The sequence below is a fragment of the Achromobacter sp. SD115 genome, from assembly GCF_017355315.1.
In the GTDB taxonomy this organism is placed as follows: domain Bacteria; phylum Pseudomonadota; class Gammaproteobacteria; order Burkholderiales; family Burkholderiaceae_B; genus Achromobacter; species Achromobacter xylosoxidans_B.
This window is the reverse complement of the sequence record NZ_JADIJM010000001.1, coordinates 288,842-309,356: the sequence shown is the minus strand read 5'-3', so window position 1 is coordinate 309,356 and position 20,515 is coordinate 288,842. Positions and strand designations below refer to the sequence as shown.

The following is a 20,515-nucleotide window of genomic DNA, read 5'->3' as shown; positions in this document are numbered from 1 at the left end:
GCGCCGGCCGCAAGAGGAGAAACACATGTTCGTCGACGTCAGCGGCGCCAGTCCGCGGGAACAAAACAAATGGCCGTCCATCGTCATCCCCAAAGAGGATATCGATCTTGAGATTGCGCGCCTGATCGACGCGCCCCGGCCCGACAACGGCCGCCGCGCGTCCCTCATCGTGCACCCCGAAGCCAGCGCGCCGGGCTTGGGCCTGGCCCCGGGAACGGACGTCACCATCAACGTGGTCAATCCGGGCGAGAGCACCAGCAACCTGCGCAAGAACTCCAACATGCTGGAGATCTGTATCAGCGGCGAGGGCGTGGCCACGGTGGCCGGGCGCGACATCCGCGTCGGGCACTGGGACGTGTGGAACACCCCCGCCATGCAGGTGCATGCCTATCGCAACGAGGGCAAGACGCCGTGGGTGCGCTTGTCGTACTCCAACGCGCCGCTGCTGGAAAAGCTGGAGATCCATTACGTCGAGGAGTTCGAGGGCAGCGTGCCGCCGGCCGACGCCAACACCAAGCCGGTGCCGCCCCGCGCGCCGGATGCGGCCCGTTCGCGCGACCTGGCGCTGCGCGAGCAGATCACGCCCGAGGGCGCCTGGTTGCTGGGCTACGAATGGCTGATCGACATCGACGTGCTGGAATCCAAGGCCCTGCACTGGCCCTGGTCGGCGGTCTCGCGCCAGCTGCCCAGCGTCGAGGACATGGCGCGCGGCTACAACGGCCGCCGCCTGTTCGTGCTGTACAACCCGGCGACCGAACGCCGCATCGGCACCACGCACAGCTTCTTCGCCACCATATCCTCGTCGCCGCCGGACAACCACCACGTGCCGCACCGCCACAGTTCGTCGGCCATCAACTACTACCTGCGCGGCAACGGCTACAGCAAGGTCAACGGCACGCGGCTGGATTGGAAGGCGGGCGACCTGATCCTGTCGGCGCCGGGCTGGGCCATGCACTCGCATCACTCGGGTACCGAGACCACCTCCGCGCTGACGGTGCAGGACCATCCGCTGCAGATCGCCATGGAGTCGCTGATCTGGCAGGAGCGCATGCAGGAACCCATCCTGGCGCTGGGCAGCCAGAGCGGCTTCGAGAGCAACCGCGCGCAACTGGCCGCGGCCCGATAGGACGCGATTTCCTAGAACCGATATCTGGATCCGCAATGACCATGACCGAGCTTTCCGATACCCCGTCGCTGCGCGCGCGCCTGCGGGACTTCTATGACGATTACGCCTACTGCCTGGATGAAGACCGGCTGGAGGACTGGCCGGCCTTCTTCACCGAAGACTGCCATTACCGGGTGCTGTCGCGCGAGAACCATGACGCCGGCCTGCCCCTGGGCCTGATCTATTGCATGAACAAGAACATGGTGCGCGACCGCGTCACCGCCTTGCGCGAAACCACCATGTTCGAGCCGCGTTCGCTGCGCCACTTCATCAGCGGCGTGCGCGTGCTGGAAGTGCAGGGCGACCACATCGTGGCGCAGGCCAACTTCGCGGTGATGGAGTCGCTGTCCGACCGCGAGCCCACCTTGAACATGGTGGGCCGCTATCTGGACGTGCTGCGCGTGACGCCCGAGGGCCTGGCATTCAGCCGCCGCGATTGCGTGTACGACAACTACCGCGTGCGCACCTCGCTCATCGTTCCCATCTGAATCCGCCCCGAGGATACCCATCATGACCTGTACCCACACCACCGCGCCGGAGGCTCCGGCGGCGGCCCCCATCCATATCGAACGCCGCTGGCCCAAGGAGGGCTACACGCGCATCCCCAACTGGGTCTACACCGATCCCGCCATCTTCCAGAAGGAAATGGACGTGTTCTTCGGCGGCAAAACCTGGAACTACGTGGGCCTGGAATGCGAAGTGCCCGAAGTGGGCTGCTACAAGCGCAACTGGATCGGCAACCGCCCCGTGGTCATGGTCCGCAACGCGGAAGGCGAGATCAATGTGCTGGAAAACCGCTGCGCGCACCGCGGCGCGCAGATCTGTTGGCAGAACACCGGCAAGGTCGAGGATTTCACCTGCCCGTACCACCAATGGAACTATGACCTGAACGGCAATCTGCAGGGCGTGCCGTTCCGCCGCGGCGCCATGGGTAAGGGGGGCATGCCGCGCGATTTCGATCCCAAGCAGAACGGCATCCGCAAGCTGCGCAGCGTGAACCGCGGCGGCTCGATCTGGGCAACCTTCGCCGAGGACGCGCCCAGTTTCGAGGACTATTGCGGCCCCGAGGTGCTGGCCGAGATCGACCACATGCTGCCCGGCAAGCCGCTCAAGCTGCTGGGCTACAGCCGGCAGTTGATCCCCAGCAACTGGAAGATGTACCTCGAGAACCTGAAGGATCCGTACCACGCCACGCTGCTGCACACCTTCTACATCACCTTCGGCCTGTGGCGCGCGGATTCCAAGTCCGAGTGCATCCCCACGGGCGGTGGCGCGCACAGCGTGATGGTGTCGCACAACGAGGGCAAGAAGAAGACTGAAGCGACCACGGAAATGAGCCGCTTCCGCGACGACCTCGAACTGCTGGACCTGGAAACGGTGACCCCGCGCGCCGAGTTCAACCGCGGCCGTGTCGGCGGCGCCTGGGTATTTCCCGCCGCCCAGTTCGGCATCCAGGCCAATTCGCTCAAGACCCGCCACGTCATCCCGCGCAGCCCCACCGAGCATGAGCTTGTGTTCACCTACTACGGCTACGAGGACGACGACGAGGAAATGACCCGCCTGCGCCTGAAGCACGCCAACCTGCTGGGTCCCGCCGGTTTCGTGTCGATGGACGACAGCGAAATGCTGAACCAGGTGCAGATCGGCGTTACCGGCTATCCGGAAGCGCGCGGCATCGTCGAGATGGGCGGCCGCGATACCGAACCCGCCGACTACATGGTGACCGAGGTGCTGATCCGGTCCTTCTACGATTACTACCGCCAGGCGATGGGGCTGTGAGCATGGATACCTGGAAACCTGTGGCGATGGTGTCGGACATTTCGCCCGACACCGGCACCCTGCGCGTGGTGCACGAAGGCGAGGGCGTCTGCCTCTACGATCTGCAGGGCGATATCTGCGCCACGCAGGACCGCTGCCCGCACGGCAACGCCAGCCTGGCCGATGGCTACCTGGAGGACGGCACCATCGAATGCCCGCTGCACCAGGGCGTCTTCGACATCCGCACCGGCAAGCCGCAATGCCCGCCGGTCACGACGGACCTGCGCCGCTACGAGGTGCGGGTGGAGGCGGGCACGGTCTACCTGAAGGCGGAGGCCGCATGAACCCGGCCGCCATCGTGGTGGTCGGTGCGGGCCAGGCGGGCGGCTGGGCCGCGGCGACCTTGCGCGAACGCGGCTACGAAGGCCGCATCGTGCTGCTGGGTGATGAAGCTCACGCGCCGTACGAGCGCCCGCCCTTGAGCAAGGCGGTGCTGGGCGGCCAGGCCGTGCCTGAAAGCACCGAGCTGTTTTCGGCCGATCGGCTGCGCGCGCTGCGCATCGAGTTCCAGCCGGGCGTGGCGGCCACGCGCCTGCGCCTGGCTGACAGGCAGGTGGATACCTCGGACGGCGGCGCCATTGCCTACGACAAGCTGATCCTGTGCATGGGCGGCAGGCCGATAGTGCCCGCGCTGCCGGGCATCGACGGCCCGGGCGTGCACGTGCTGCGCACCCGCGGCGACGCCTTGCGCCTGCGCGCCAGCCTGGGACCGGGCCGCCGCCTGGTGGTGGTTGGCGGCGGCTGGATCGGGCTGGAGGTGGCGGCGACGGCGCGCCAGTCGGGCAGCGCCGTGACCGTGCTGGAGCAAGGGCCGCGGCTGTGCGCCCGCAGCGTGCAGCCCGGCGTCTCGGCGCACCTGGCCGCGCTACATGCCGCGCATGGCGTGGACTTGCGGCTGAACACCGGCCTGCGGGCGGTGCTGGCGCAGGCGGACGGCCGTCCGGTGGCGGAACTGTCCGACGGCACCCGCCTGGAGGCGGACGCCATCGTGCTGGGCGTGGGCCTGCGGGCCAATGACGAACTGGCGCGCGAGGCCGGCATCGCCTGCGAACGCGGCGTGCTGGTGGACGCATATTGCAGGACCTCGTCGCCCGACGTCTACGCGGCGGGCGACGTCGCGGTGCTGGCGGCCGAGGACGGCCACGCGCGCCTGGAGTCCTGGCAGAACGCGCAGGACCAGGGCGCGGCCGCCGCGCTGTCGGCGCTGGGTCAGGGCGTCCCTTATGCGCCGACCGGCGCCGTCTGGTCGGAGCAATACGACGCCATGGTGCAGATCGTCGGATTCCCTGGCCTGGCATGCAGCGAAGTGCTGCGGCCCCAGGCGGGGGACCGCGCCTTGCTGTCGGTGGCGCTGGACGCCGGTGGCCGCGCCGTGGCCGGCGTATCGGTGGATGCGGTGCGCGATTTCCGCCAGCTGCGCAAATGGATCGCGCAGCGCGCGGCCCTGGACCCGGCGTTGTTGCAGCGGCCGGATGTGCCGCTGGCCAGCGCCCAGATCGAATGAGGATCGCAATGGAAAACCCGATTTTGCCCATGCTGGCCAAGGCGGCCTGCGAATCCGTGGTGCTGGAATTCTTCCACGCGCTGGATACGCGGCGTCATGAGGCCGCCGCCGCGCTCATGGCCGAGGACGGCGTCTGGCAACGGCAGGGACGCCGGCTTGCCGGTCGCCAGGAAATCCTGGAAGCCCTGAATGCCCGCGCGCCGGAGCGCAGCACTTGCCATGTCATCACCAATTTGCGGCTGGTCGAGCTGGCCGGCGCGCGCGCCACCGTTGGCTACTTCCTGACCGCCTACGACAGCGTGCCGCATGAACAAGGCGGCGCGCCGCGCCTGGTGTCCATCCGCGAGTGCCAGGACGTGCTGGTGGAGACGGACGGCGGCTGGCGCTTGGCCGACAAGAGCAGCCGCCGCCATCTGCCACCGGAATGACGGCCCCCGAATCGATACCAACCCGCGCGTCCGGACTATTCAAAAAGCAGCGGACGCGACCCTAAAATTCCTCAGGAGACAAACCGTGAAACCTTCAAGAATCTTGCAATGCATGTTGGCGGCCGCCTGTGCGGCCGTCGTGTCCGGCGTCCAGGCGCAGCAGGCCGACTGGCCGACCCACCCGATCACGTTGGTGGTGCCGTTCGCGGCCGGGGGCGGCGGCGACACGCTGGCGCGCCTGGTCGCGGAACCGCTGTCGCGCGAACTCGGGCAATCCATCATTGTCGAGAACCGTCCCGGCGCGGGCGGCAATATCGGCACTTCGATCGCCGCGCGCGCCAAGCCCGACGGCTACACGCTGGCCTACGGCACCAACGGCACCCAGGCCACCAACCACTGGCTGTACAAGTCGCCGGGCTACGCGCCTTCCGACTTCGAGCCGATCTCGCGCTTCACGGTCATCGCCGCGGCGCTGGTGGTCAACGCTACGGACGAGCGCTTCAAGACCCTGGCGCAGCTGCTGTCCTATGCCAAGGCCAACCCGGGCGAACTGACCTGCGGTTCGGCGGGCAACGGCACGTCCTCGCACCTGGCCTGTGAGCTGCTGAACCAGATGGCGGGGACCAAGGTCATGCACATCCCCTACAAGGGCGGTGGCGCGGCCATGACCGATCTGCTGGGCGGCCGCATTTCGTTCATGATCGACGTGATGCCCAATGTGTCGGGGCAGATCGCGGCAGGCAAGCTGCGCGCGCTGGGCGTGACGACGCCGGAGCGGGTGGCGTCCAACCCGGACATTCCCACGATCAACGAGGCGGGCCTGAAGGGTTATGAGTTCTTCGCCTGGGACGGCCTGTACGCGCCCAAGGGTACGCCGGTGGCGGTGCTGGACAAGCTCAACGCCGCCGTCAACCGCGCGTTGCAGCAGCCCGAAGTGCGCAAGATGCTGGAGTCTCGCGGCGCCATTCCGTCGGCCACCTCGCGCCAGTCGCTGGCGGAGTTCGGCGCGGAAGAGTACGCGCGGCTAGGCAAGGTGGTGAAGGTGGCAGGCGCGTCGATCGACTGAGCGGCGGATCTTTGCAGTGGAAGCCGGCGGCGTGAGCCGCCGGCTTCCTACCATGCCATGCGCAAGCGGCCCAATGCGGGCAAGGCTCCCACCGTGGCCGCCAGTCCTCCGGGAGGCGGCAGCGGTTCGTTGTCCGCCACCCGTCCATCCGGATCGAGAAAATCGCCCAGCACGTCATCGCGCAGCCGGATGAAGCGCGGATCGCTGCGGTGGCGCGGATGCGGCAGATCGATGTCGACGATGCGGCGTATGCGGCCCGGACGCGGCTGCATCACCACCACGCGGTCGCCCAGGAACACGGCTTCCTCCACGTCGTGGGTGACCAGCACCATGGTGATCTTTTCGTGTTGCCAGATGCGCTGCAACTCGTTCTGCAGCCGCGACCGCGTCAACGCGTCCAGGGCGCCCAGCGGCTCGTCCAGCAGTAGCACCCGCGGCCGGTTGACCAGGCCGCGTGCGATCGCCACGCGTTGCGCCATGCCGCCCGAAATCTGGTGCGGATAGGACTGCTCGAAGCCCTGCAAGCCGACCAGCGCGATATGCTCGGCCACCAACTCGCGCTTTTCCGCCTTTGACAAGGGCGCGTTGCGTAGCGCCGTGGCGATATTGCGTTCCACGTTCAGCCATGGGAAAAGGCGATGGTCCTGGAACACGATGCCGCGGTCCAGGCCCGCGCCTTGCACTGGCTTGCCATCCAGCAGGATCTGGCCGGAGTAGTCGCCGTCCAGCCCCAGGATCAGGCGCAGCAGCGTGGATTTGCCGCAGCCGCTGGCGCCCACAATGCTGACGAAGCGCCCGGCGGGCACGTCGAGGTTGATGTCGTGCAGCACTTGCAGCGCCTGCGCGCCGTCGCCTGGGCCGGCATAACGCTTGCCCACGCCGCGGATACTCAATTCCTTGCCGAAGATGCTCGTCATTCCTATCCTTTCTTATCAGGCGGCGCCCGGGCGGTGCCGCGTCAGCCGGCGCTCCAGCGCGCGGGCCCATGCATTCATGGTCCATCCCACCAGGCCGATCACGAACATGCCGAAGATCACCAGGTCCATCTGGAAGTGTTCGCTGCCTTCGATCAGGGTGTTGCCGATGCCGTGGCCGGCCACCAGCAGGTACTCCGCGCCTATGGTCGCCAGCCAGGAGTAGATCAGCGCCAGGTACACGCCGGTGAAGATCGAAGGCGCCGCTGACGGCAGCACCACGCGCAGCAAGGTCTGCCAGCGGGAATAGCCGAACACGCGTGCTACCTCCAGCAGGGTCGTGGGCGTGCTGCGTATGCCGTCGCAGGTATTGACGACCACGGGCACCAGGGCCGCAAGCGACAGGAACGTTACCTTGGCCACGTCGCCCAGGCCGAACCAAACCGAGATCAGCGGAATCCAGGCGAACAGCGAGATCTGCTTGAAGGTATTGAAGCTGGGGCCCACGATGCGGTTGAACAGCGGCAGCAGCCCCAGCAGCGCGCCGAGTATCAGGCCGAGCACGGTGCCTATCGCGAAGCCGGTAAATTCACGCGCAAGGCTCGCGCTCAGCGCGCGCCACAGCCGGCCCGAGGAGATCTGGCTGGCCGCAGTGTCCAGCACCTTGCCCGGCGACACCAGCAAGGGCGTGGACACCCAGTCCAGCCGCGCCAGCGCCCACCAGACCAGAATCGCGGCAATGGGCAGCACCAGGCCGCGCCAGCGTGCTTGCAGCCAACGGCTCGCGCGGCGGGCCACAGGAGGCGAGGAGATGAGCGCCGCCGTCATGCCTGGGCTCCCGTGGACGCCGTGCCCAGGCGGGTAGCGGCGTGGCCGCCGCCCGCGCGGACTTCGGCCAGGTCCAACAACTTGTCGATGGCATAGCCGATGGCGCCCACCACGATCACCGCCGCCATCACCAGGTCCAGCTGAAAAAGCTGGCGGCCATAGACGATCAGGTAGCCCAGCCCTTCGCTGGACGCGACCAGCTCCACCACGACCAGCGACAGCCAGGCCTTGGTGAAGCCCAGGCGCAGGCCGGTGAAGAGCGTGGGCAGCGCGTGCGGCAGCACCACTTCCAGTACTTGCTGGCGGCGCGTGTAGCCATAGACGCGGGCCACTTCCAGCAGGTTGGCCGGGGTCTGCCGGAATCCCTGCAAGGTGTTCAGCGTCACCGGCACCAGCGCGGCCTTGGCGATCAGGATGTACTTCAGTGGTTCGCCTATGCCCACCAGCAGCAGCACGAAGGGCAGCCAGGCCAGTACCGGAATCTGCACCAGCGCGTTGAAGGTGGGCAGGATGTAGGCTTCGAGCGGGCGCCACAATCCCATCGCGGCGCCCAGCGCCAGGCCCAGCGCGCTGCCGGCCGCGAAGCCCACCAGCACGCGCTGCATGCTGGCCTGTACGTGCAGCCAGAGGTCGCCGCTGCTGTAGAGATCCTGCAAGGTCAGCCAGACGAAGTGGGGCGAAGGCAGCACCTGCGGGGAGATCCAGCCCTGCGCCGCGCCCAGCTGCCAGAGCGCAAGCAGCGCCAGCGGCAGCAGCCAGGGCAGCAGGCGGCCGCCGGCGTTGCGCAGCAGATCAAGAGGTGCATGGCGCGCGGACGGCAGCGGCGCGCTCAGAGTATTCGCCGACATGACCACTCCTTATCGCGCCGTGGCGGCGTTGGCCTGGCGCTCGCCGGATGCCGGCTGGCCCTGCGCGTTGAACGCGGTCCAGCGGGTGGCAAGATTGGCCTTGCGCAGCGCGGCGTCGAGATAGCGCGGCTCGAACCAGCCGTCCACGCTCACGGGACGGCGGATCAGCTTCAGTTTCAGCGCATCGTCCGCCACGGCCTGGTAGCGCGCGGCGAGGAACTGGTCCAGCAGCGGCGAGTTGCGCACGGCCAGCACTTCGCCTTCGAACTCCGCCTGCCAGGACGTGTAGGGCGTGCCGCTGCGCGCCCAGATCTTGAAGAGCGCGTCGCGGTTCTGTTCGTCGGAGGACCATTGCGCGGCGCGCACGAACACGTCGACCACGCGCTGCACGGCCTCGGGGTTTTCTTTCTCGAAATCCTCGCGCACCAGCAGGGAAGCCTGGCGGGTGAACGAGGGATCCTGGCCCTTGGTCGAATAGATGATGCGGGCCAGTCCTTGGTCGCGCAGCTTGAAGTACTCATAGCCGCCAAAGGCGGCATCCACGCCATTGGAGACCAGCGCCGCCTGCGCGCTGCCGGTGTCCAGGTTGACGCCCTTGATGTCACGCTCGGTCAGCTGGCGCGATGCCAGCACGTTGATGGCGACCAGATGGCCATTTGTGCCGCGGAAGATCGACACCTTGCGGTCCTTCAAATCGTCCAGCGATTGCAGCGCGGAATCCCTGGGCGTGGAGACGTACAGGTTGTTGCGCACGCCGCTGCCCAGCAGGATGCGGGTCTTCAATCCGTTGGAGCGGCCTACCACCGACGGCAGGTCGCCCTGGTAGGCGAAATCGATCTGCTTGTTTGAAAGCGCCTCGTTGACCGCCGGCCCCGCGCCCTTGAAGAACAGCCATTGCACCTGGGTGCCAGTGCCCTGGAAGGCTTCTTCCAGCCAGTTGTTGGCGCGCGCCACGCCGCCCGGCGAGCCGCCCCAGGTGATGGGGTCGCCGCCGCCGGCGGTGGCCACGCCGATGCGGACCACGTCGGGCGCGGCCAGGGAGGCGAGGCTGACGGCGCACAAGGCAGCGCCCAGCATCAGGCGTGAAATCAGGCTGCGGGGAGAGAGCAGGGTGCGCATGGTCGTTCCGTAAGATGATGATGAAAGACAGGCCCGGGCCGGCGCGCGCCAGCCTCGGGCAGGACTGGCCATCCGCCGACGTGAACCGGCGGGTGGCGGTGTGGTTTGCGGCGAGGATCAGGCCGCGCGCTTCTCGGTGCGCGCCTGCAGCTTCTGCTCGATGCGGGTGCCCTTGAAGAACTCGGGATGCGCCTGGGTATAGAAGCGGTAGGGGTTGTCGAACACCAGGGCCTTGAAGTCTGCCGCGCTGATCACGCCGTCCTCGACCAGGTCCCAGCTTTCGGCCAGCGGTTCGGTCAGGTCGGGCACGTCCCAGTGGCCGACGTCCGACGACCAGATCGCGTTGAGCTTGGTGTTCAGCGGATTGGCGCGGTCGTTGAAGGCGGCGCCTATGGTGCGGTCGTCGGCCTCCGAGCCGAAGTAGAAACTGTCGACCCAGCGCTTGCGGATATCCTCCACGCTGTCGATGCCGGCCGCGGCGAAGTCGTCGAGCTCATCGCCCTGGGGCTCGCGGCTGTGATGCAGCGCCGATAGCCCCAGGCTGTCGCGCAGCAGGGTGTCCTTGTTCACTTCGCGTCCCTTCAGCAGTTCGGCGCCGTATCGCTCGAACAGGTCCGCCAGCAGTTCTACGTCCGCATTGGCCGGGTTGTACTGCTGCACGGCGTTGCGGTTGCGCTTTTCCCAGCGGTCCACCAGGTGGGCATAGACATGTGCGCCCCAATCCGCGCCGCCCTCCAGCAAGGCCACGCGCAGATTCGGAAAGCGCCGCGTCACGCCGCCGAAGAACAGCGCCTTGGCGAAGGCCTGGGAACCGTCGGCGAAGTGGCCGATATGGTTGAACATGTAATTGCTGATGGAATGGCGGCCGGTCCAGCCCTGGCTGCCGTAGTGGGTGGCTAGCGGCACGCCCAGTTCCACCGCCTTGGCCCAGAACGGGTCGTAGTCGTACTCGCTGTCCAGGCCGAAGAAATCCACGTAGGAAGCGTGCCGCGCGATCTCAGGGAATTCGGCGGGCGGATACTTGTCGGCGATGGCCTTGATCGGCCGCCGCACGCCGCCTGGAATGTTGGCCACCTTCAGCCCCAGCGTCTTGACCGCGAATTCGAGCTCTTCGATGGCCTCCTGCGGCGTATTCAGCGGGATGCCGGCCACGGGCGTCAGGCGGTCGCTGTACTTGCGGTACTGGTCCGCATGGAAATGGTTGATCGCGCGATGCAAGGGCTGACGGTATTCGTCGCCTGCGCCCAGCGGCGCCAGCACGTCGTTGGGAAACAGGATGGAGTAGTCGGAGCCTTGCTCCTCCAGGCGTTCATATAACAGCTCCGGCAGCGTGACCGTGGCCAGGTCCAGGGTATTGCGCGTGACGCGCGCCCACCAGGGCGAACGCAGCGTGCGGTTGTGTTGTCGTTCCGCGGGCGTCTGCTGATACCAGTCCTTGCCCTGGGACTTGGTGGCGAAGCGCGAGCCCTGCGTCTTGCGCAGCACGTCCACCAGCTTGGAGCCGCCATAGTGCTGGATGTAGTCCTCCAGCACAGGCGCATAGTCGTTGACGTGTACGTCGGTATCGATCACGGGATAGTCCAGCTTCGCCTTGATGGCGGCGGAGCGGGAAGCCTGGGTACGGTGCAGCCGGTCGTTCATGCGGGTCTCCGAGAGTGAAACGAACGCGGCGCCTTGCGGATTCGGCAAGGCTGGCGCGGACTGATCACAGTACGGGAGATGGTCGTCAGACCAAACGACCGATACGCAATTTCTAACTGAGTGATGTGCTTATGGCTTGGGTGTGGCAATGGACGGGTCTTGCGGTCCGCATACTCAAATTTGGGTATGCGCCGACAAAAAGACGCTCCTAACATGGTTGCGGCCAAGGCCGCGCACATCGCTCCTATGGCAATAACTTGAGGGGAGCATCATCTGATCTTGCTCGGCGACAGCATGTACCTGGACATACATGTCGAGGAAGCAGGGCATCCAAAAGATATGGGCGTGGACGATTTTGCCAGGCATGCGTTTTCTCGGTACAGCGAGCTGCTTCAGCAGGCGCAGTTCTCAAGACTTGTGAAGTCGTTGCCAACAGGTCATGTCTGGACGACTTGGGACGATCACGACTGCCTATGGAATGATGTCCTGGGAGCGGTTGCCAGGGCAAGCCCCGCTCAGGCGCCGAAACTGCGTATCAGCACTGCCCTGCATGAGGCGTTTCGTAAGACTCTGAAAAAAGGCATGGCGGCGGGCTCATTTCCCAATGCCTACAATGCTCCGTCCCTTTGGAAGGAGAATCAGCCGCCTCTGGAATCGCCAAGTATCAAGCTGTCGAATGACGTGATGTTGCATCTTGCCGATGTGCGTAGCTGGCGTACGGGAACCTGGCTGATTCCAGACGACGTGCGCACGATATTGGGCGCCCGACAAAGAGCCGGCTTCGACGCTGCTATGGAGCGTGCGCCTGATGCCATTCACCTCTTCGCTAGTGGCTCCACCTGTGCTGATTACAAGGTTGGGTATGCCGGTGACTGGGAGTGGCTGCTTGGTCGGGCAGCCACCAGCAAGATCCTGGTACTCAGCGGCGATATCCACCGTAACGAGTCTGATGCTTTTTTCACCACGGGTTGGCCCCTGCATGAGGCGACCTCATCGGGCGCGGCAGTGAAATACGCCGTGACGGTAGGAGAGACGTACAGGAACTATGGTCTCGTCGATATCGACGAGACGCACGTTTCATTTTCTTTTTTCGCGGAGAACCAGCCTGAGCCGCGCCATTCGCGCAAACTAAGCCGCGCGAGCTGGCTCCCTGTATGAAACCCCGGCGTCGCGAACTCTTGAGCGCGCTCGCCGTGCTGCCCTTTGTTGGGGGGTGCCGATGGCCGCGCCGAGCTTCGGAAAACGCTCAAGGCAGCGCTCCGCCCGCGGGCCTCAGCCCTATCCTGACACCGCGTCCTGGGCGGAAGGCCGAGGGCGCTCCGGCTTGGGTGGTCGATACCCACGCGCACTTCTTTAATGCCAGCGATGTGCCGGTGGAAGGATTCCTGGCGGGACCGGTTGCGCATAGCAGGTCCGGAGTATCCAGGGCGCTGATTAGGGCATTGGCCCCACTTGCCGGCCGGATTGCATCCTTGGCGCCGACCGCCGATGAAGAAATCAAAGAGCTTGTCGGGATGGCCCGCAACCATGCGGTGATGGGCCTGCCGCCGGAGGCAAGCGAAACTGTCCTGCACCAGCGGCGAGCAGAGTTCTTGAAAAGACAGTCAGCCTTCTTCTTCGAGGTGGTACGAGAAACCGAATTTGAGACGATCTACAACGATGCGGCGCCAGCGAGCTTTACACAGGGAGGGGTGGACGGAAACTTGGGACCGGACACGATGGCAATGGTTTTTCAAGCCACCGAGACCGGAGGACTGGCAGAACCCATGAGCGATGGCGCGGCCCAGGGAGGTGGAGCATATCGCGAAGGTGTTGTGGGTTTTGTGGGATACATGCTGTCTTATCGATGGATGAACCTGCTCGCGTACCAGCAGTCGTTCACCACCGGTGACCAGGCTTTCGGGGTGGATCGCGTGTTTGCTTCCTTGGTCGACTTCGATTATTGGCTGGCTCCCGCAGCCCTTTCATCGCAAGAGAGCCAGATAGCGCTGCATCAGTTGCTTTCAGTGCTGTCGAATGGATACATGCGTCCCTTGGTCGCGTACAACCCCTGGAGTGCGGTGCTGGACCCCAAGCGGGTGCGCTTGCGGGTGGCCGACGCGATAGAAAGGCGGGGGTTTGTCGGTATCAAGATTTACCCGCCGAACGGATTCAGGCCGCTTGTAAACCCTGACGTTCACCCGATGCGCCCGGGCATACCCTCGGGCGCGGCCCTGGAGCGTGAGCTGACGGCGATGTGGAACATTGCCCAGCGTCTGGACGTACCGGTGATGGCTCACGGCGCATCAACAATGGGGTTGGATGACCTGCATGACGAGTACGCAAGCCCGCAGGGATGGATGCAAGCGCTGATGAAACTGGACTCGCCCCGTGTGAACATCGGCCACTTTGGGGGAGACGATCTCGACGGTTGGTCAGCCGGGTTTGCCGCACTGATGGAGGCTGACGCGGGGAAGAACCTCTATGGCGATACGGGTTACTGGGAAAATCTGAGATGTGGAAAGTTGGAGAGTTGCATCGCGCGCGATCAATTGAAGAGGATCTTCGAAACTCATGCCGTGCTGAATGCCAGGCTCATGTATGGCAGCGATTGGCACATGCTCTCTCAAGAGCGCGCATGGGCCCGGTATCCGTCGGAAATCTTGCGAGCGACGAGAGATTTCATGAATCCTGAATCGCTCTTTGGAGGCAATGCGATTGGCTGTTTTGGCAAAGCAGCACAACCGCCTCCGGCTTCTTGAGTCAGCACTTGTGCGCCGTCCGCACGGTTTTGGCCATCAGGTCTTCGAGAAATCCGCGCGCTCCAGGATGAAGCTGGTCGCCACGCCGAACACCACGCCCCAGAACGGCGCGCCGATGCCGAGCAGGGGCAGGCCGCCCAGGGTCACCAGAAAGGCGACCAGGGCGCCCAGCGTGAAGTGCTGGCGGAAAGCGGTGTGGAACGCGCCTTGCAGGATGCGCAGGAGCGCCAGTCCCGCCAACGTGGCCACGAAGGCCGCGGGCGTGGCCAGCAGCGCCTGCGTGACCAGCGGTGAAAACAGTCCGAACACGATCACCATCACACCCAGGAAGATCGCGGCCAGCCAGTGCCGCGACGCGTCGGCGCCGGAGGCGATGATGGCGTTCGATGGACCGGCCAAACAGGTCGAGACGCAGCCCAGGCACGCGGTCAGCGCCGAGAACACGCCGCAGGCGTTGGTGATCGCATTGACCGGCGGACGATGCAGCGAATTCCTCAGCACCGCAATCCCTTGCGCGTTCTGCACCGCGATCACGGTCACCGCAAGAGGCAGCACCAGCTCGAATGTCGCGGCCCAGGAAAACACCGGCGCGTAGAACTGCGGGCTTGCCACCGAGGTCGCCAGCGTGACGTGCTCCAGCTGTGGCGTTCGCCCCATGAACATCAGCACGCCTATCCCGGCGATCAGCGCGCCGATGATGGGCGATAGCCGCTTTTGCACGGCAGGGAAGACCGAGACCAGGAAGAAGGTGGCGGTCATGACGCCCGCGAGCCAGGGATCGGACGCGAACGACTTGATCCAGTCCAGCGCGAAGCTGAGGAAGACGCCGGCGACCATGCCCATGACGATGGGCATGGGGATGCGGTCCATGATGGCGCCGACCCAGCCCGTCAATCCCAGCACCAGCATCAGCGCGGCGGTCAGCAGATAGGCGCCGATGACTTCGGCGAAGGGCAGGTGCTGCAGGGCGCTGGCGACGAGCACCGCGCCGGGGATGGTCCAGAGGAAGGCGAGCGGCTGCCGGTAGATGGCGGACATCACGATGGTGAGGATGCCGTTGAGCACGAATGCGGCAAATATCCACGAAGCCAGGGTCGTCTGGCTGAGGCCCCCCTTCACGCCCGCGCTCAGGATGATGGCCACCGGCGCGGATGCGGAGAACAGGAAGGCGACGAAAGCGTTCGTCAGCTCGGTCGCCGGGAACGGCGATGGAGCGGCTGGAATCGTGTCAGGGTGGGCCATGGACTTATCTCATTAATGAGTGAAGCATCTTGCCGGGCACCGACACAATACAGGAAATGTCGTCCTATGAACTGCGGGCCGGCCGGGCCGGAGTACCCGGCGAGCCGTCAGGCGGAATGGGTCGATAGCCCACGCCGCGCAGCACGAAGTCCAGCGACAAGAAGGTGGGCGATGTAGACAATGCCGGAATTGCCGCGCTCATGCCGGAGAACGTTGCGCCCATCGTGTTGTATCTTGCCAGCGAACGTTCGGGCTGGCTTACCGGACGCACGCTGTCCGCCGGCGGTTTCGATGTGGGGCTGTACAGCAATCCCGAAGAGATCCGCCAGATCTGCGCCACGAGCCCCTGGCAGTTTGATCAATTGTCTTCCATGCTGGAAAAAACATTCAAGCCGGTCGCGGATGGTCTGCCTCCCAGCGTGTTCGCGACGCAGCTTGCCAACGCGTCAGTTGGCTAGCTGCAGCGCCGGACGCTTCGGATCTGCGTTCAGCCGAGGTGGCTGAAAGCATGCACGCGGTCCGCTGCGCTGCCGCGCCTTGCCCTACGCTGTCCCGTTTCGGGAGGCGCATATCACAGGTCGGATCTTTTGCGTGGCGTTCGTGGCGGGCGCGGGGCTGGTCCAGTTGTGGCCCCGGCTTCCAGGAGCCGGGGCCACATGGTTGTTGGCTGGAACGTGTCTGTTCGCGTCCGTCATTGGCATGCGGCTGCGGCACGGCGCCGCGCGTTTGCTCGCGGCCCTGGCGCTGGGCCTGTGCGCGGGCCTGCTCAACGCCAGCCTGCAAGCGCAAGCCAGGCTTGACGATGCGCTGTCGGACGCCCACCAGGACGCCGTGTCGCGCCTGGTGCTGCGCGTCGCTGGGTTGCCGGACGGCGATGCGCGCAGCCAGCGTTTTCTGGCCGAATTGGACGAGCCGGCACCGGCAGGGATCCCGTCGCGCATCCAGGTCAGCTGGCAGGCGCCGCCCGGCCCGCAGGCCGCGCTTCCTGAACTCAAGCCCGGGCAGGTCTGGCGCATGGCGCTGGTGCTGCGGCGTCCCCACGGTCTGCTGAATCCTGCCGGGCCCGATGCGGAAGGGCGCATGTTCGCGCAGGGGATACGCGCGGTGGGCACGGTGCGCGGGCAGCCCAGGCTGCTGGCGGACCGGCCTTGGGCGACACCGGGCATCGCGATAGAGCGGGCGCGCCATCGGGTGCGGGAGGGTCTGCGCGCGGCCCTGGGCGAGCATCGCTACGCGCCGGTGATGATCGCCCTGGCCATCGGCGATCAGGCCGGCGTGGCGCGCGACGACTGGCGATTGTTCAACCGCAGCGGCATCACGCATCTGGTGTCGATCAGCGGCATGCACGTGACCTCGATCGCGGGCATCGCCGGGTTGCTGGTGGCGGCGCTGTGGCGGCGGGGGCGTTGGCGCGGCGCGGGGTTGGCCGAGCATGTGCCCGCGCGCGTGGCGGGCGGGGCGGCGGCCGCGCTGGTCGCATTGCTGTACTGCCTGCTGGCCGGCTGGGGCGTGCCGGCACGGCGCACTTTTTTCATGCTGTCGGTGGTGCTGGCGGCGGGGGTGTCGCGCCTGCCGCTGTCGGCCGGCCGGGTGCTGGCGTGTGCGGCCGCTGCGGTGGTGGCGCTGGATCCGTGGGCGCCGGTGTCGGCGGGATTCTGGCTGTCGTTCGGCGCGGTGGCGGTGTTGTTGCGCATCGCGGATGCGCCGGTGGACCGCGAGGCCGGCTGGCGCCGGCGTTGCGTGGCCCGATTGGCGCAGGCGACGCGCTTGCAGTTGATGGTGACCGTGGGCCTGACGCCGCTGTTGGCCTTTCTGGTGCACCAGGTGTCGCTGGGCTCGCCGCTGGCCAATGCGGTGGCTATTCCCGTCGTGACCTTCGTCGTGACGCCGCTGGCCTTGTTTTGCGCAGCCTTGTCGGTGCTGCCGGGCGCGCAGGCGCTGGCCGCGCTTGCCGGTCAGTGGGGCTTACTGGCGTTCGACCTGATCATGGCGCCTGTGTCCTGGGTGGGCAATGCCGCCTGGGCCAGCGTGCCGGTCGCGGCAGCGCCTTGGCCCTGGCTGTTGCTGGCCGTGGCAGGGATGGCCTGGGCGCTGCAGGTGCGCGGCTGGCCGGGCAGGCATTTGGGGTGGATCTGCATGCTGCCGTTGCTGTTCTGGCGGCCCGACCGGCCCGAATTGGGCCATTGGCGCATGAGCGCGATGGATGTGGGGCAAGGCAGCGCCATCCTGGTGGAAACGGCCAGCCAGACCCTGCTGTTCGACGCAGGCCCACGCCACTACGGCGGTAGCGACGCGGGCGAGCGCGTCGTGGCGCCATTCCTGCTGGCGCGCGGCATCCGGCAGCTGGACGTGCTGGTCCTGTCGCACGCCGACCTGGATCACGTGGGCGGCTTGCGCGCGGTGCTGGCGGCGGTTCCTGCGCGGCGCGGCTTTGCCTCGTTCGATGTGGCTGCGTTCCTGCGCCGCGACATCGGGTTGTGGCCGGACGCGGGCAGCATTGCACCCCCCTTGCCCGACGACATGGGGCGCTGCCGGCGCGGCCAGGGCTGGGAGGCGGACGGCGTGGCGTTCACCTTTCTGAATCCGGCGGATACCGGCGGCAAGGGCGGGCTGGGCCGCAATGCCGATAGCTGCGTGCTGTTGGTACAGGGGAAGTCACATTCGCTGTTGCTGACGGGCGACGTGGGCGTGACGCAGGAAAACGCGCTGGTCCGGGACTTGCCGCGCATCGACGTGGTGATGGCGCCGCATCACGGCTCGGCTTCGTCCTCGGGCAGGGATCTGGTGGCGGCATCGGCCGCCGGCCATGCGATCGCGCAGGCGGGACACCTGAACCGCTTCCGCCACCCGGCTCGCGCGGTGGAGCTGCGATGGACACGGGCCGGCGCCGCCTTCTGGCGCAGCGACCGCGATGGCGCGGTGATGGCGAGTTCAGGTCCCAAGGGCCTGGAGGTCTGGGCAGAGCGGACGCGCGGGCGGCGGTACTGGCATGGGCCTTGAGACCGCCCGCGACGCTTAGTTGGCGCCGAGCAAGTTCGCGCTCTTGACCAACGAGGACACCCGTTCCGAGTCGCGCTTGAGCAGATCGGCGAAAGCAAGGGGGCCGCGTTCTTGCGTAGCCGGAGCCTGCGCCGCCAGTTGTTCCAGACGCGTCTTGAACTCGGGCGTGTCGATGGCCTGGGACAGGGCGGCGGACAGCTTGTCGACGACGGGCTGGGGAGTGCCTGCAGGCGCCACCAGGCCGTTCCAGATCGCCAGGTCGAACTCGGGCAGGCCGCCCTCGGCAAAGGTGGGAATGTCCGGACTCTGCGCCAGACGGGCGGATCCGGTGACGGCGATGGCCTTGACGCGCTTGTCCTGGTGCAGGGGCAGCATCGTCACGGTCTGGTCGATGACGCCGTCTATCATCCCGCTCATCAGGTCGGTCAACGCGGGACCCGTGCCGCGATAGGGAATGAGTTCGCCGCGCGCATTGGCGAAATGCAGGAACATGGCCTCTGCCAGATGCGCGGTACTGCCGGGACCGCTGGACCCCAGGTTGAGCTTGACGGCGTTCGTGTCACGGATGCGCTTGAGCATGGCGGGCAGGTCCTGGATGCCGCTCTTGTTGCTGACCGACAGCACCATCGGCACGGTCGCGACGATGCCGATGGGCGCCAGTTCCTTTTGCGGATCGTAATTGGCCTTGGGATGCAGGTGCGGCAGGATCGCCAGCGACATGTTGTTGAAGGCCAGGGTGTAGCCGTCGGGCGAACTCTTTTGCAGTTTCTGCATGCCGATAAGACCGCCGGCTCCGCCGGAGTTCTCGACCACCACGGTCTGGCCCAGCTGCTTGGCCAGGGAAGTTGCCACCAGACGGCCCAGCGTATCGCTGGTGCCGCCCGGCGCGAAGGGCACGATGACCGTGATGGAACGGCTGGGATAGTCCTGGGCCGCGGCGGGGGCGGCAAGCGATACCGCGGCCAGCGCGGCGCACAGGATGGGGGTGATGCGTAGCATGGGGTGTCTCCTCGTCATTGCTTTTGTGTGTGTGGATGCGTGCGCCGCTTAGCGGGATAGCGCGCGGCAGACGGCCTGGGTCATGTCGGTGCAGCTTGCGGTGCCGCCCAGGTCGCGCGGCACGTGGTCTCCCTTGGCTAGCACCTGTTCGACGGCAAGCTCGATGCGCTGCGCGGCGTCGGTCAACGCGCCATCGGCGTGCTTGTCGCCCAGCCAGCGCAACATGAGCGCGCCCGACAGGATGGTGGCCAGCGGGCTGGCGGCATTCTGGCCGGCGATGTCTGGGGCGGAACCGTGGGCGCCCTGGAACAGGCCGTGCGTGTCGCCCAGTTCGGCCGAGGCGGACAGGCCCATGCCGCCGATGGTGGCGGCGCCCAGGTCGGAGATGATGTCGCCGAACATGTTTTCGGCCACGATCACGTCATAGAAATCCGGCCGTTTGAGCATGTGCACCGTGATGGCGTCGGCATAGGCGTAGTCGATGTCGACGTCGGGGTAGGACGTCGCGACCTCGTCGCAGACAGCGCGGAAAAAGGCGTAGGTACGCAGGATGTTGGCCTTGTCGCATACCGTGACGCGGCGCTTGCCGTCGCGCGGTGCGCCCTTGCGCTGGCGGGCGAGTTCAAATGAAAAACGCGCCACGCGTTCGATGCCCTTGCGGGTGACGACGATGGTGTCGGTGGCCACTTCGTCGCGCAGCACGATGCCGCCGCCACGGCTGGCGTAGAGGCCCTCGGTGTTCTCGCGCACGATGACGTAGTCGATCTGTCCCGGCTGGAAATGCTTGAGCGGCGAGTCGACGCCCTGGTACAGCCGGATCGGACGCACGTTGGCGTACAGGTCGAGCCGGAAGCGCAGGCGCAAGTGCAGATCGTTGCCGACCTCGGTGCCGTCGGGATAGGTCACGCCGGGCATGCCTGCCGCGCCATGCAAGATGGCGTCGGCCGTCTTGCAGGCCGCATAGGTGTCGTCGGGCAGCACGTGGCCCGACCTGACGTAGTGGTCGGCGCCGCCGTCGTAGCTGCTGAACGCGAGCAGGCCGGAGCCGCAGGCTTCCTTCAGCACGGTGATCGCCGACTGGCAGACCTCCGGACCGATGCCATCGCCGTTGATGGTCGCAATTTCATATTTAGCCATGTCTGGCTATCTCCTCGTTTGGGGTTCGAAATGGGACGGGCGGTTGCGCGCGGGACGCAGCCGCG

The 20,515-nt window shown here is 66.3% G+C and carries 19 protein-coding genes; 11 read left to right on the top strand and 8 right to left on the bottom strand.

Features of this window, described 5'->3' with window-relative positions; all coding sequences use genetic code 11:
* The first annotated feature begins 25 nt into the window (after nt 1–25).
* The 7 genes from IPU70_RS01285 (at nt 26) to IPU70_RS01255 (ending at nt 5,981) form a co-directional block, all read left to right on the top strand.
* Nucleotides 26–1,126, top strand: coding sequence for a cupin domain-containing protein (locus IPU70_RS01285; RefSeq protein ID WP_207464332.1), 1,101 nt, complete (start codon nt 26–28; stop codon nt 1,124–1,126).
* 35 nt (nt 1,127–1,161) lie between these two features.
* On the top strand, nt 1,162–1,653 hold the full coding sequence (locus IPU70_RS01280) for an aromatic-ring-hydroxylating dioxygenase subunit beta (RefSeq protein ID WP_207464331.1): 492 nt from the start codon (nt 1,162–1,164) through the stop codon (nt 1,651–1,653).
* Nucleotides 1,654–1,675: 22 nt separating this feature from the next.
* Nucleotides 1,676–2,944 (top strand): aromatic ring-hydroxylating dioxygenase subunit alpha, encoded by a 1,269-nt coding sequence (locus IPU70_RS01275; RefSeq protein WP_207464329.1) that lies wholly within the window; start codon nt 1,676–1,678, stop codon nt 2,942–2,944.
* A 2-nt stretch (nt 2,945–2,946) separates the two neighbouring features.
* Nucleotides 2,947–3,267, top strand: coding sequence for a non-heme iron oxygenase ferredoxin subunit (locus IPU70_RS01270; protein WP_013394550.1), 321 nt, complete (start codon nt 2,947–2,949; stop codon nt 3,265–3,267).
* Nucleotides 3,264–4,487 (top strand): NAD(P)/FAD-dependent oxidoreductase, encoded by a 1,224-nt coding sequence (locus tag IPU70_RS01265; protein ID WP_207464327.1) that lies wholly within the window; start codon nt 3,264–3,266, stop codon nt 4,485–4,487. Before IPU70_RS01270 ends, IPU70_RS01265 begins: the two co-directional genes overlap by 4 nt.
* A gap of 8 nt (nt 4,488–4,495) precedes the next feature.
* A complete protein-coding gene (locus tag IPU70_RS01260; protein WP_207464324.1) occupies nt 4,496–4,915 on the top strand; it encodes a nuclear transport factor 2 family protein in 420 nt (139 codons plus the stop codon).
* 112 nt (nt 4,916–5,027) lie between these two features.
* Nucleotides 5,028–5,981, top strand: coding sequence for a tripartite tricarboxylate transporter substrate binding protein (locus IPU70_RS01255; RefSeq protein WP_207464607.1), 954 nt, complete (start codon nt 5,028–5,030; stop codon nt 5,979–5,981).
* Between the two features lie 47 nt (nt 5,982–6,028).
* On the opposite strand, the gene IPU70_RS01250 is transcribed toward IPU70_RS01255, so the two are convergent.
* The 5 genes from IPU70_RS01250 to IPU70_RS01230 form a co-directional block, all read right to left on the bottom strand.
* Complete coding sequence (locus IPU70_RS01250) at nt 6,029–6,898, bottom strand: ABC transporter ATP-binding protein (protein ID WP_207464322.1); 870 nt, start codon at nt 6,896–6,898, stop codon at nt 6,029–6,031.
* A gap of 15 nt (nt 6,899–6,913) precedes the next feature.
* The gene (locus IPU70_RS01245; protein ID WP_207464321.1) at nt 6,914–7,723 is read right to left on the bottom strand and encodes an ABC transporter permease; all 810 of its coding nucleotides are present in this window, start codon (nt 7,721–7,723) and stop codon (nt 6,914–6,916) included.
* Nucleotides 7,720–8,571, bottom strand: coding sequence for an ABC transporter permease (locus IPU70_RS01240; protein WP_207464319.1), 852 nt, complete (start codon nt 8,569–8,571; stop codon nt 7,720–7,722). The genes IPU70_RS01245 and IPU70_RS01240 overlap by 4 nt, the downstream gene beginning before the upstream one ends.
* A gap of 9 nt (nt 8,572–8,580) precedes the next feature.
* The gene (locus tag IPU70_RS01235) at nt 8,581–9,690 is read right to left on the bottom strand and encodes an ABC transporter substrate-binding protein (RefSeq protein ID WP_207464317.1); all 1,110 of its coding nucleotides are present in this window, start codon (nt 9,688–9,690) and stop codon (nt 8,581–8,583) included.
* A gap of 117 nt (nt 9,691–9,807) precedes the next feature.
* Complete coding sequence (locus tag IPU70_RS01230; RefSeq protein WP_207464315.1) at nt 9,808–11,331, bottom strand: amidohydrolase family protein; 1,524 nt, start codon at nt 11,329–11,331, stop codon at nt 9,808–9,810.
* A 294-nt stretch (nt 11,332–11,625) separates the two neighbouring features.
* Between IPU70_RS01230 and IPU70_RS01225 the strand changes: the two genes are divergently transcribed.
* Nucleotides 11,626–12,489: a hypothetical protein gene (locus IPU70_RS01225; RefSeq protein WP_207464313.1), complete on the top strand. Its 864-nt coding sequence runs from the start codon at nt 11,626–11,628 to the stop codon at nt 12,487–12,489.
* Between the two features lie 314 nt (nt 12,490–12,803).
* Nucleotides 12,804–14,072 (top strand): amidohydrolase family protein, encoded by a 1,269-nt coding sequence (locus tag IPU70_RS01220; protein WP_207464311.1) that lies wholly within the window; start codon nt 12,804–12,806, stop codon nt 14,070–14,072.
* Between the two features lie 36 nt (nt 14,073–14,108).
* On the opposite strand, the gene IPU70_RS01215 is transcribed toward IPU70_RS01220, so the two are convergent.
* Nucleotides 14,109–15,314: a benzoate/H(+) symporter BenE family transporter gene (locus IPU70_RS01215; RefSeq protein WP_207464309.1), complete on the bottom strand. Its 1,206-nt coding sequence runs from the start codon at nt 15,312–15,314 to the stop codon at nt 14,109–14,111.
* A 164-nt stretch (nt 15,315–15,478) separates the two neighbouring features.
* Here IPU70_RS01215 and IPU70_RS01210 point away from each other — a divergent pair, with 164 nt between their 5' ends.
* Both IPU70_RS01210 and IPU70_RS01205 read left to right on the top strand, forming a co-directional pair.
* On the top strand, nt 15,479–15,772 hold the full coding sequence (locus IPU70_RS01210) for a hypothetical protein (RefSeq protein WP_207464307.1): 294 nt from the start codon (nt 15,479–15,481) through the stop codon (nt 15,770–15,772).
* A 202-nt stretch (nt 15,773–15,974) separates the two neighbouring features.
* Nucleotides 15,975–18,314: a DNA internalization-related competence protein ComEC/Rec2 gene (locus IPU70_RS01205; protein ID WP_207464306.1), complete on the top strand. Its 2,340-nt coding sequence runs from the start codon at nt 15,975–15,977 to the stop codon at nt 18,312–18,314.
* Nucleotides 18,315–18,329: 15 nt separating this feature from the next.
* Here IPU70_RS01205 and IPU70_RS01200 read toward each other — a convergent pair whose 3' ends face one another.
* A complete protein-coding gene (locus IPU70_RS01200; RefSeq protein WP_207464304.1) occupies nt 18,330–19,313 on the bottom strand; it encodes a tripartite tricarboxylate transporter substrate binding protein in 984 nt (327 codons plus the stop codon).
* Between the two features lie 48 nt (nt 19,314–19,361).
* Nucleotides 19,362–20,450 carry an isocitrate/isopropylmalate dehydrogenase family protein gene (locus IPU70_RS01195; RefSeq protein ID WP_207464302.1) on the bottom strand — a complete coding sequence of 363 codons (1,089 nt, stop codon included), beginning with the start codon at nt 20,448–20,450 and terminating at the stop codon, nt 19,362–19,364.
* Nucleotides 20,451–20,515 lie beyond the last annotated feature (65 nt).